Annotated in this window: 1 rRNA gene; it reads left to right on the top strand. The window is 53.9% G+C overall.

Going from position 1 to position 241, the window contains the following annotated elements:
* Window positions 1-241: ribosomal RNA gene (locus ASU23_RS24605) — 23S ribosomal RNA — on the top strand; the annotation flags it as partial.

The raw sequence follows: 241 nt of genomic DNA, 5'->3' as shown, positions 1-241 counted from the left end.
GGGAACGTGGGGAAGTGAAACATCTCAGTACCCACAGGAAGAGAAAACAACCGTGATTCCGTGAGTAGTGGCGAGCGAAAGCGGAAGAGGCTAAACCATGGGTGTGTGATAGCCGGCAGGCGTTGCATTCGTGGGGTTGTGGGGTTCATTTTGTCTGTTCTGCCGAGCAGGCCAACAGTAAGAAATCACAGGGTTAGTGGAAGTGGTCTGGAACGGCCTGTCGTAGAGGGTGAGAATCCCG

The organism is Rhodococcus sp. KB6 (assembly GCF_001445685.1).
Lineage (GTDB): Bacteria > Actinomycetota > Actinomycetes > Mycobacteriales > Mycobacteriaceae > Rhodococcus_F > Rhodococcus_F qingshengii.
This window is presented reverse-complemented; position numbering and strand designations above follow the sequence as displayed.